The organism is Microbacterium sp. MRS-1, from assembly GCF_000585455.1.
In the GTDB taxonomy this organism is placed as follows: Bacteria; Actinomycetota; Actinomycetes; order Actinomycetales; family Microbacteriaceae; genus Microbacterium; species Microbacterium laevaniformans.
Genome location: NZ_JAUF01000012.1, coordinates 56515 through 67190, shown reverse-complemented (window position 1 = coordinate 67190; position 10676 = coordinate 56515). Strand labels below are relative to the sequence as shown.

The following is a 10676-nucleotide window of genomic DNA, read 5'->3' as shown; positions in this document are numbered from 1 at the left end:
CCCCACACCGGGATCGGAGGCCAGACCCCCTCAGCCCGCGTTCACAACGTCACGGGGAAGTACATCTAGGGGGCGGGACGGATGCCGCGGCGGGTGATGACGCGGAAATAATCCCGGTTCTTCGCTTCCGTAGACTCTTCAGCATGACCGCCGCCTCCACGCCCGAGCTCGAGTCCGAGCGCCGCGCCCTCGTCGACCTCATCGCCGCCGAAGCCGTCTTCCACGGCGACTTCACCCTCTCCAGCGGCAAGAAGGCGACCTACTACGTCGACATGCGCAAGCTCACCCTCGACCACCGGGCGGCTCCCGCGATCGGCCGCCTCGTGCTCGACGCGGTGCGCGACCTCGAGGTGGACGCCGTGGGCGGTCTGACCCTGGGCGCCGACCCGATCGCGAACGCCGTCATGCACGCGTCGGTCGCCGCGGGCACCCCCGTGGATGCGTTCGTCGTGCGCAAGGAGCCGAAGGACCACGGCCGCGGGCGGCAGATCGAGGGCGCCGAGGTGACCGGCAAGCGTGTCGTCATCGTCGAGGACACCTCCACGACGGGCGGCTCGCCCCTGAAGGCCGCCGAGGTCGTCGCGGCTGCCGGTGCCGAGATCGTGGCGGTCGTCACGGTCGTCGACCGCAAGACCGGCGCGCAGGCGGCGGTCGAGGCCGCCGGCTATGAGTGGCGCTCGATCATCGACCTCGACGACCTGGGACTGCAGGCCCAGTAGCGCGGCGCCTCTGCCGCAACGGATTCGGAGATCAGCACCGGATTCGGATGCCGCGAGCTCACGCCTCCGCATCCGTTGTCGGCATCCGATTCTGATGAGGTGGCCGGGGAGAGGTGACGTCAGCGGAAGACGGGCAGCTGCGACGCCAGCGCGAGCACGAGGCCCGCAAGAGTGAGCAGGAGGATGCCGCGGCCGTTGGGCAGCGGGGTTCCCTGCGGCGCATCGCGGCGGCCCCGCACGAAGAGCACGAGTGCGACGATCAGCAGCGCCATCGCGGTCACGACGAAGACGATGGCGATCACCGGTCGCTCCCCTCGCCGCCGTCGCGCCCGCGACCGCGGATGAACTGCACGACGAACACCACGAGCGTCCCGACCAGCACCACGCCGGTCGAGGCGAACAGCAGCGTCTGCTCGGTCGCGTTCACGATGTCTCCTCCGCCCGTGCGGAGGCGGGCAGTCTCAGCCTAGTCGGGCGCGGGGGACGAGTCCGTCGGCGCCATAGAGGCTCAGCCCGTCGAGGTACGCGATTCGTTCCCCGGATGCCGCGCGCACCCGCACCACCTCGGCCAGCTGTCGCCGCGACTCGGTCATGGTCAGCGCACCGCGGGCGACGTCGGCGGCGTCCCCGGCGGCGTAGCAACGGACATGCCCGTCGTCGAAGAACTCCACGTCCGACGGTCCTGGCGTGTCCTCACTGCCCGGCCACAGGATCGACGACGCCAGCACGATCGGGGTGTCGGGATGACCGGCGCGCACCCGGTCGAGGAAGCCGTGCACCGCGGGCGTGAACGTGCGCTGATCGAACGAGCGCGCGCCCACGATGTTGATGCCCACCTTGAGCGTGATGACGTCGGCGGGCGTGGCGGCGATCGTGTCGGCGACGAACGGATCGAGCATGCACTGCCCGCCGAAGCCGAGGTTGATGAGCGACAGATCGCTCGTGCGCGCCGCGATCACCGGCCACACCCCGGTCGGCGAGGGCGTCTCGACGCAGTGACTGATCGAGCTGCCGTGGTGGATCCACACGGGTGCGTGCGACGGTTCTGCCGCGATCACGGGGGCGTCGGCACGAAGATCGAGCAGGTCGACGATCATCCCCTGCGGCAGCCATACGGTGACGGCGCGCGCAGCCGGCCCGCCCGCGCCGCCGAGCGCGATCTCCAACGTCGCGGGTTCCGTCACGGGCTCGTCCGTCGCGGCATCCCCGGTCCATGACAGTCGACGGACGTCGGTGACGGGCGCGCGCTCGATGTGGATGGGCTCACCGTCGACCTCCACGACCACGTCGTTGACCGGTCCGGCGAGCTCGGCGAAGAACAGCTGCGTGCGAAGTCCGAGACCAGTGCGACCGTGCCCGAGCGGCCCGTGCGCAGGGTCTTCGCGGTCACGTTCGCGCGGTAGCCGAGCTCGTCGGCCGCCCGGCGAACGCGGGCCATCGTCTCGACGGACAGACGCTGGTCGAGGCGACCGTTCAACGCGAACGAGGCCGCCGAGCGCGACACGCCCGCCCTCTCTGCGACCTCGGTGAGGGTGACCCGCCGACCGGAGCTGCGTTCCGTCACAGCCCCTCGGGCATCTCGGACTCCGCCGGTTCGTCGGCCAGCAGGTCGGCGACCGAGTCGAGGATCTCGTCAGGGCGGAAGGGGTAGCGCTCGATCTCGGCGTCGTCGGAGATGCCGGTGCGGACGAGGATCGTGTGCAGACCGGCTTCGATGCCGGCGACGACGTCGGTGTCCATGCGGTCGCCGATCATGCCCGTGATCTCCGAGTGGGCGCCGATGCGGTTCATCGCCGAGCGGAACATCATCGGATTCGGCTTGCCGACGACGTACGGGGCCTTGCCGGTCGCGTGCGTGATGAGCGCGGCGAACGACCCGGTCGCCGGAACGATGCCGGTCGGGGTGGGGCCCGTCGCGTCGGGGTTGGTGATGATGAAGCGGGCGCCGGCGTTGATGAAGCGGATCGCCTGCGTGATGCGGTCGAACGAGTAGTTGCGCGTCTCGCCGATGACGACGTAGTCGGGCTGGGTCTCGGTCATCACGTAGCCGGCCTCGTGCAGCGCCGTCGTCAGCCCCGCCTCGCCGATGACGAACGCCGTGCCGCCCGGGTGCTGCGAGCGCAGGAACTCGGCTGTCGCCAGTGCGGAGGTCCAGATGCGGTCCTCGGGCACCTCGAGGCCCGAGATGCGGAGGCGCGCACTGAGATCGCGCGGCGTGTAGAACGGGTTGTTCGTCAGCACGAGGAACGGCGTGCCCGCGTCGCGCCACTGCGCGAGCAGTTCGGCGGCGCCGGGGATGGGCTTGTTCTCGTGGACGAGGACGCCGTCCATGTCGGTGAGCCAGCATTCGATATCGGCGCGTGTCCGCATGGGGCCAGCCTAGCGGGGTGATCCGGCCGTAGTCTCGACGCGTGGCACGCGACGACTGGGACCCGACGACGCTCCCCGACCTCTCCGGCAGACGCTACCTCGTCACCGGGTCGACGGCTGGGCTCGGCTTCTTCGCGTCGTTGCAGCTCGCCGAGGCGGGCGCCCACGTGATCATGACGGGCCGCAACCCGAACAAGCTGGCCACCGCACGCGTCGCCGTACGCCGTCAGGTGCCGGATGCCGAGATCACGACCCTCCTGCTCGACACCAGCAACCTCGGCTCGGTGCGCGCCGCCGCCGCGACGGTGCGCGGTCGCGCGGGGCTGCACGGGCTTCTGCTGAACGCCGGAGTCGTGCACCCGCCGCGCCACCGCGAGACCACCGCCGACGGCCACGAGGTCGTCTTCGCGACGAACGCCCTCGGCCACTATGCGCTCGCCGGCGAGCTGTTGCCGCCGCTCGCCGCCGGTCGCGGTCGTATGGTGTGGGTCGGGTCGATGTCGACCGCGATGGGAAACTACGACCCCGTCGATCCCGAGCTGGAGACGAACTACTCGCCGTGGCGGGCCTATGTGCAGTCGAAGGTCGCGACGACCGCTCTCGGCTTCGAGGCCGATCGGCGCCTGCGGGCCGCGAACGTGCCGATCGCCAGCCTCGTCGCACATCCCGGGTACGCGATCAGCGGACGCACCCGCGGCATCCTGGGCATCAACGAGCCCACGCGGATGACGCGCTTCGTCGACAACCTGCAGGCCCCGATCACGCAGTCCAAGGAGCGCGGGGCGTGGCCGCTCGTGCGCGCGCTCGTCGATCCGGGCGCGGTCGGTGGGCAGTTCTGGGGGCCGTCGCGCCTGGTCGCCGGTGCGCCCACGCTCGGACAGGCGAGTACGCTGGCCCGGCGCGAGGACATCGCCGCGAGGCTCTGGGACTACTGCGAGCACGCCACCGGCATCACCTGGCCCTACCTCAAGGCCAGCCGTCCGCGGCGCCTCTGGCGGCGCTGACGCTGTCGGCCAGCCCCTCCGCGCCACGGTCGCGATGCCCCCATCGCCGCCGACCGTGTCCCACTTGTAGCGGGGCGTGTCCCAGATTGTGCGGTGTGGAGGCCCCGGAGGGGACCGCTTTTGGGACATCCCCGTGGCGGGGGGGCAGCCACGCCGGGGGCGAGGGCGGGGGGCAACCCGGGTCAGGCGGTCAGCCAGACCGCACCGGCCGCGCCGGCGGGCAGGGCGACCGTCGCGCCGTCATCGACGCGGACCACGTCCGTTCCGGCGACCACGAGGCGGTGCCCCACATCGATGCCGGCGCCCTCCAGCGCCCGCAGAAGCTCGGGATCGCGGTCGCTGACCCGCAGCACCTCGCCCGCGTGTCCGACCTCGGCGGCCGACAGCAGCACGAACGGCAGGCGGTGGACGTTGCCCTCGGCATCCGGGATCGCGTCGCCGTGCGGGTCGAAGCGGGGGTGGCCCAGCCGCTCCGCGATACCGGCGAGCAGGCGATCGCTGATCGTGTGCTCGAGCACCTCGGCCTCGTCGTGCACCTCGTCCCACGCGTAGCCGAACTCCTGCACGAGCCAGGTCTCGATGAGACGGTGGCGGCGGATGATGGATGCCGCACGCAGCCGACCCCGCTCCGTCAGTGCCACCGGTCCGTACGGGCGGTGGTCGACGAGGCCCTGTGCGACGAGCTTCTGCACCATCTCGGTGACCGTCGACGGGGCGAGCTTCAGCTCGGCCGCCAGCTGCGACGACGTCATGAGCACGGGCTGCCACTCGGTGTGGTGGTAGATCGTCTTCAGGTAGTCGTCGATCGCGACGGAGTTCGCAGCCACGCTCCCAGGCTACCGGCCGTGACTATCGGCCCGTCAGCACGAGCCACAGCAGCAGTGCGTTCAGAGCGATGAGGAACACCGACGCGACGACACCCGCAATGGTCGTCCACCAGCGGTTGCGGTGCGCCCCCAGCACGTCGCGGCGGGCGGTGAGGGCGACGAGCGGCACGAGCGCGAACGGGATGCCGAAGCTCAGCACCACCTGGCTGAGGATCAGCGCCCAGGTCGGATCGGCCCCGAGCGCGAGGATCACGATGGCCGGCACCAGCGTGACGAGGCGCCGCGCGATCAGCGGCACGCGCACGCGCAGCAGGCCGTGCATGATCTCCGCGCCGGCATAGGCGCCGACGGCGGTGCTCGCCAGACCGCTCGCGAGCAGGCCGATCGCGAACATCGTCGCGACGGCGCCACCGAGGCCCGCCGACAGCGCGGTGTACGCGCCCTCGAGGCTGTCGGTGCCTTCGACGCCGGCGAGGTTGGCGGCGGCGAGCAGCAGGATCGCGAGGTTCACCGTGCCCGCGACGACCAGGGCGATCGTGACGTCCCACCGGGTCGCGCGCAGCAGGCGTGGTGTCGCGACGGCGCGGTCGGCGGCGCGCGCGCCGACCGCGGAGAAACGGTCGCGGGCGAGGGCGCTGTGGGCATAGATTGCGTGCGGCATGATCGTCGCACCCAGGATGGATGCCGCGAGCAGCACCGACTCCGATCCCTCGAATCGAGGGATCATGCCGGCGGCGACGCCCGCGGCATCCGGCGGGGCGATGAAGACGCCGTAGGTGAAGCCGATCGAGATCACGACGAGCAGACCGATCACGACGAACTCGAAGCTGCGGGCTCCGCGGCGCTGCTGGATGAGCAGCAGTGCGATCGAGACGGCCCCGGTGATAAGGCCGCCGACGGGCAGGGGCACGCCGAAGAGCAGCCAGAGCGCGACCGCGCCGCCGATCACCTCGGCGACGTCGGTGGCGACGGCGACGAGCTCGGCTTGCAGCCAGTAGGCGCGGCGCGCCCAGGGATGACGAAGGCGCTCGCCGAGGGTCTCGGCGAGGCTCTGTCCCGTCACGATGCCGAGCTTGGCGGACAGGTACTGGATGAGCCACGCCATCGCGTTGCCGAGCACGACGACCCACACCAACAGGTAGCCGAACCGCGCCCCGGCGGTCATGTTGCTCGCGACGTTGCCGGGATCGAGGTAGGCGACACCGGCGACCAGCGCCGGACCGAGCAGCCATGCCGCGCGCCGGGTCCGGGAGGGCACGGTCGCCGCCCGGACCGGCGCCTCGATGATCATCCCGATATTTTTCGGCACACCGAAAAATTACCAGAGATTTCGGGTGACCGAAATGTCGAGCACGTGGACCGAACTCCTCCACATCGACGCCTCGTCGTGACGCGCGGCCGAGGCGGCCCCACGCGGACGTGTTCCGTATTCAGTCCCGCGTGGTCCGGCAGTGCGACGCGGTCGCAGAACGAACGGACCGATCGCCCGCGGCGCATCCGTGCGGACTGAATACGGAAGGCGAGTCGGCGAGGTCGTCGGTAGCCTGGAGCGATGACCGAGCCCGTGCTGCCGCCGGATGCGGCCGTCCCGGACAGTGCCGAGCTCGAGCCTCAGTTGCCCGTCGGGGTCGGGCCGTGGCCCGGGGGACCCGACGCGTGGCCCGACGATCCCCGCTACGACCGCGACCTACTCGCCGACGGTGATCGCCGCAACGTCGTCGACCGCTACCGCTACTGGACGATGGCCGCGATCGTGGCCGACCTCGATGAGCACCGGCATCCGTTTCACGTCGCCATCGAGAACTGGCAGCACGACATGAACATCGGCTCGATCGTCCGCAGCGCCAACGCGTTCGGCGCCGCGGAGGTGCACATCATCGGCAAGCGGCGGTGGAACCGTCGCGGCGCGATGGTGACCGACCGCTACCAGCACGTGCGGCACCACGAAGATGTCGCCGCGTTCACCGCCTGGGCCGCGGATGCCGAGATTCCCGTGATCGCCGTTGACAACGTCGACGGGTCGGTGCCGGTCGACCGCGCCGAGCTCCCTCAGCGGTGCGTCCTGCTGTTCGGCCAGGAGGGACCGGGGCTGTCCGCCGAGGCGGTCGCCGCGGCATCCGCCGTCGTCGAGATCACCCAGTACGGCTCGACCCGCTCGATCAACGCGAGCGCGGCGGCCGCGGTCGTGATGTACGAGTGGTGTCGCCGCTGGGCGTGACGCCCCGGCCGCTCACGCCCCGGCGGTCACCCACTCCGGCCGCCGCACGCGCCAGGCGAGCGTCGCGAGCCGCGCCAGCATGTAGACCCCGAAGAAGCAGACGGCGAGCCACATCAGGCCGATGGCCCCGGTCGGATGCGCGAGCCACAGCACCGCGAGGGCCGGCAGGTACGGGACGAGGTTGAGGCCGCCCGCCGCCGCGAGGTAGCGCACGTCGCCGGCTCCCATCAGCACGCCGTCGAGCACGAAGACCACGCCGCACACCGGCTGCGCCACCGCCAGCACGAGGAGAGCGGGCTGCACGAGAGCGGCGACCTCGGGCGACCCGGTGAACACGAGACCGATCACGCCGGAGAGCGCCGCGATCGCAGCGCCCACGATCACCCCGAACCACCCTCCCCACGCGACGGTGCGGCCGAGCACCCGGCGGACGAACAGCTCATCGCCCGCGCCGAGACCGCGGCCGATGAGCGCCTGCGCGGCGATCGCCAACGCATCGAGCGCGAAGGCGGCGGTCGAGAAGATCGTGAACGCGACCTGCCACCCGGCCAGCTCATCGGTGCCCAGAGCGGTCGCGGCGAACACGGTCGCGAGAAACGCCGCGCGCAACGACACGGTGCGCAGGAACAGCCAACCTCCCGACGCGGCGGATCCGCGCAGTCCGTCGCGCTGCGGACGCAGGGATGCCGAGTGGCGCTGCGCCAGCCGGCCGATCACGACCGCGTAGGCGCCGACCATGCCCCACTGTGCTGCGACGGTCCCGGCCGCCGAGCCGGCGATGCCCCACCCGAACCCGTAGATGAACAGGGCGTTCAGCGCCGCGTTGAGGGCGAAGCCGATCCCCGCGATCCACAGCGGCGTGACGGTGTCCTGCATGCCGCGCAGCAGGCCCGTCGCCGCGAACACGATGAGCATGGCGGGAAGGCCCCACATCGACAGCTGCAGGTAGATGAGCGCCTGGTGGGAGACATCGGGCGCCGCGCCGAACAGCGACACGAGCGCGGGTGTCGCCAGCGATCCGGCGATCGCGAGCACGACGCCCAGACCGAGAGCCAGCCAGAGGCCGTCGACGCCGGCTCGCACCGCGTCGGCATGATTACCGGCGCCGAAGCGACGCGCCACCGCGGGTGTGGTCGAGTAGGCGAGGAAGACCATGAGTCCGACGATCGTCTGGAGCACGGCCGACGCGATCCCGAGGCCCGCGAGCGGCACCACTCCCAGATGGCCGACGAGAGCCGCGTCGACGATGAGGAACAAGGGCTCTGCGACCAGCGCACCCAGGGCCGGCACCGCCAGCCGGAGGATCTCACGGTTGAGGGTGGGCGCGGCCATGCGTCGAGCCTACGGGCGGCGCCGACGCGGCGCGTCGGTCGGGGCGGGGCGTTTCGACTCGTCGCGGTGCTCCTCGCTCAACGACCGGGGGGAGGGGCGCCGCGCAACGACCGGGGGTGGGCGAACGGCGGGTGAACACGGATCGCGCGGACAGGACCGGCGCGTATCCTGTACGGCATGACCGCCCCCACCCTTCGCTCGGGTATCGAGCTGTCCGCGTTGAGCCCCGGCATCCGTCCTCAGGACGACCTGTTCCGTCACGTGAACGGCGCCTGGCTGGAACGTACGGAGATCCCCGACGACAAGGCGCGTTGGGGCTCGTTCCACCTGATCGCCGAGCAGGCCGAGAAGGACGTGCGGGCCATCATCGAGGAGTCGACGACGGCGGAGCCGGGCACGGAGGCGCGCAAGATCGGCGACCTGTTCGCGAGCTTCATGGACACCGAGCGCATCGAGCGGCTCGGGGCCGAGCCCCTCGCGGCCCAGTTGGCACGCGTGGACGCCATCGACTCCATCCCGGCGCTGCTGCGCACGGTCGGCGAGATGGAGCGCGAGGGCGTCGGCAGCATGATCGGCGTCTACATCGAGCCCGACCCGGGAAACCCCGAGCGCTACGTCGCGTTCTTCGTGCAGTCCGGTCTGTCGCTGCCGGATGAGAGCTACTACCGCCTCGACAACTTCGACAAGACCCGCATCGCCTTCCGTGAGTACGTGCAGACGGTCCTCGGTCTCGCAGGCGTGGGTGCGCAGGGCGAGGATGCCGGGCGGCAGGCCGACCGCGTGCTGGCGCTGGAGACCGAGCTGGCGACCCACCACTGGGACAACGTGCGCACGCGCGACGCCGTCGCCACGTACAACCTCATGACGTGGGATGACGTGCAGCGGCTCGTCGGCGTCGACCTCGCACCGTGGCTGGATGCGGTCGCCCCTGGACGCCGCGACGGCTTCGCCGAGATCAACGTGAACGAGCCCAGCTACTTCGAGGGCCTGGGTTCGCTGCTCGTCGAGGATCGCCTCGAGGACTGGAAGGCGTGGCTGCGGCTGCACATCGTGCGCGCCTCGGCGGCGTTCCTGTCGTCGGACTTCGTCGACGCGAACTTCGCGTTCTACGGCACCGAGCTCACGGGCGTTCCTGTCAACCGCGAGCGCTGGAAGCGCGGCGTCAGCTTCGTCGAGGCGGCGATGGGTGAAGCCGTGGGCAAGGTCTACGTCGAGCGTCACTTCCCGCCCGCGGCCAAAGAGGCGATGGACGAGCTCGTCGCGAACCTCATCGAGGCCTATCGGCGTTCGATCGAGACCCTCGAGTGGATGACCCCGGAGACCCGCGGCCGTGCCCTCGAGAAGCTCGACGCGTTCACGCCGAAGGTCGGCTACCCCGTGACGTGGAAGGACTACTCCGCGCTCGAGGTCGATGGCGCCGATCTGATCGGCAACGTGCGCCGCGCGAACGCGTGGGAGCACGAACGGCAGATCGCGAAGCTCGGCGCCCCCATCGACCGCGACGAGTGGTACATGACACCCCAGACGGTCAATGCGTATTACAACCCGCTGATGAACGAGATCGTGTTCCCGGCCGCGATCCTGCAGTACCCGTTCTTCGAGCTGGACCGGGATGCCGCGGCCAACTATGGCGGCATCGGCGCCGTGATCGGCCACGAGATCGGCCACGGCTTCGACGACCAGGGGTCGGCCTTCGACGGCGCCGGTGCCCTTCGCGACTGGTGGACGGATGACGACCGCGCCGCCTTCGAGCAGCTCACCGGCGCCCTCATCGCCCAGTACGACGCACTCGTGCCGCAGGGCCTCGCCGCGGAGCACCACGTCAACGGCGCTCTCACGATCGGCGAGAACATCGGAGACCTCGGCGGGCTCGGCATCGCGATCAAGGCCTACCGCCTCTCGCTCGGCGCCGACACGACCGACGAGGATGCCGATGGTCCTGTGATCGACGGCTACACCGGCATTCAGCGGCTGCTGCTCAGCTGGGCGCAGATCTGGCAGCAGAAGGGTCGCGAGGCCGAGACGATCCGCCTGCTGACGATCGACCCGCACTCGCCCAACGAGTTCCGCTGCAACCAGATCGTTCGCAACGTCGACGAGTTCTACCGTGCGTTCGACGTCACCGAGACCGACGCGCTGTGGCTCGACGCCGACCAGCGCGTCACCATCTGGTGACCACGGCGTCGCCGGGCCGGCGATCGTCGGC

Annotated in this window: 12 protein-coding genes; 4 read left to right on the top strand and 8 right to left on the bottom strand. The window is 70.7% G+C overall.

From position 1 onward, the window contains the following. Window positions 1-143 precede the first annotated feature (143 nt). Window positions 144-719, top strand: coding sequence for an orotate phosphoribosyltransferase (pyrE, locus tag AS96_RS03565; RefSeq protein ID WP_036285736.1), 576 nt, complete (start codon window positions 144-146; stop codon window positions 717-719). 119 nt (window positions 720-838) lie between these two features. On the opposite strand, the gene AS96_RS03560 is transcribed toward pyrE, so the two are convergent. The 5 genes from AS96_RS03560 to AS96_RS03550 are packed head-to-tail and all read right to left on the bottom strand — an operon-like array spanning window position 839 to window position 3089. After that, a complete protein-coding gene (locus AS96_RS03560) occupies window positions 839-1021 on the bottom strand; it encodes a hypothetical protein (protein ID WP_036285734.1) in 183 nt (60 codons plus the stop codon). Further along, window positions 1018-1146 carry a hypothetical protein gene (locus AS96_RS15895; protein ID WP_005051866.1) on the bottom strand — a complete coding sequence of 43 codons (129 nt, stop codon included), beginning with the start codon at window positions 1144-1146 and terminating at the stop codon, window positions 1018-1020. Before AS96_RS15895 ends, AS96_RS03560 begins: the two co-directional genes overlap by 4 nt. 34 nt (window positions 1147-1180) lie before the next feature. Next, window positions 1181-1999 (bottom strand): SGNH/GDSL hydrolase family protein, encoded by an 819-nt coding sequence (locus AS96_RS03555; protein WP_231477086.1) that lies wholly within the window; start codon window positions 1997-1999, stop codon window positions 1181-1183. Then, window positions 1900-2223 carry a LacI family DNA-binding transcriptional regulator gene (locus AS96_RS15605; RefSeq protein WP_231477087.1) on the bottom strand — a complete coding sequence of 108 codons (324 nt, stop codon included), beginning with the start codon at window positions 2221-2223 and terminating at the stop codon, window positions 1900-1902. Before AS96_RS15605 ends, AS96_RS03555 begins: the two co-directional genes overlap by 100 nt. Before the next feature lie 56 nt (window positions 2224-2279). After that, a complete protein-coding gene (locus AS96_RS03550; protein WP_036285732.1) occupies window positions 2280-3089 on the bottom strand; it encodes an HAD-IIA family hydrolase in 810 nt (269 codons plus the stop codon). 41 nt (window positions 3090-3130) lie between these two features. Here AS96_RS03550 and AS96_RS03545 point away from each other — a divergent pair, with 41 nt between their 5' ends. After that, window positions 3131-4093, top strand: coding sequence for an SDR family NAD(P)-dependent oxidoreductase (locus tag AS96_RS03545; protein WP_036285730.1), 963 nt, complete (start codon window positions 3131-3133; stop codon window positions 4091-4093). A 182-nt stretch (window positions 4094-4275) separates the two neighbouring features. On the opposite strand, the gene AS96_RS03540 is transcribed toward AS96_RS03545, so the two are convergent. Both AS96_RS03540 and AS96_RS03535 read right to left on the bottom strand, forming a co-directional pair. After that, on the bottom strand, window positions 4276-4920 hold the full coding sequence (locus tag AS96_RS03540; protein WP_036285728.1) for a metal-dependent transcriptional regulator: 645 nt from the start codon (window positions 4918-4920) through the stop codon (window positions 4276-4278). A 22-nt stretch (window positions 4921-4942) separates the two neighbouring features. Continuing rightward, window positions 4943-6211 carry an Nramp family divalent metal transporter gene (locus AS96_RS03535; protein WP_036285726.1) on the bottom strand — a complete coding sequence of 423 codons (1269 nt, stop codon included), beginning with the start codon at window positions 6209-6211 and terminating at the stop codon, window positions 4943-4945. 261 nt (window positions 6212-6472) lie between these two features. On the opposite strand from AS96_RS03535, the gene AS96_RS03530 reads away from it, so the two are divergent. Continuing rightward, window positions 6473-7138: a TrmH family RNA methyltransferase gene (locus AS96_RS03530; RefSeq protein ID WP_036285724.1), complete on the top strand. Its 666-nt coding sequence runs from the start codon at window positions 6473-6475 to the stop codon at window positions 7136-7138. A gap of 12 nt (window positions 7139-7150) precedes the next feature. Here AS96_RS03530 and AS96_RS03525 read toward each other — a convergent pair whose 3' ends face one another. Next, complete coding sequence (locus tag AS96_RS03525; RefSeq protein ID WP_036285721.1) at window positions 7151-8470, bottom strand: MATE family efflux transporter; 1320 nt, start codon at window positions 8468-8470, stop codon at window positions 7151-7153. 177 nt (window positions 8471-8647) lie between these two features. Between AS96_RS03525 and AS96_RS03520 the strand changes: the two genes are divergently transcribed. Further along, window positions 8648-10645, top strand: coding sequence for a M13 family metallopeptidase (locus tag AS96_RS03520; protein WP_005051884.1), 1998 nt, complete (start codon window positions 8648-8650; stop codon window positions 10643-10645). Window positions 10646-10676 lie beyond the last annotated feature (31 nt).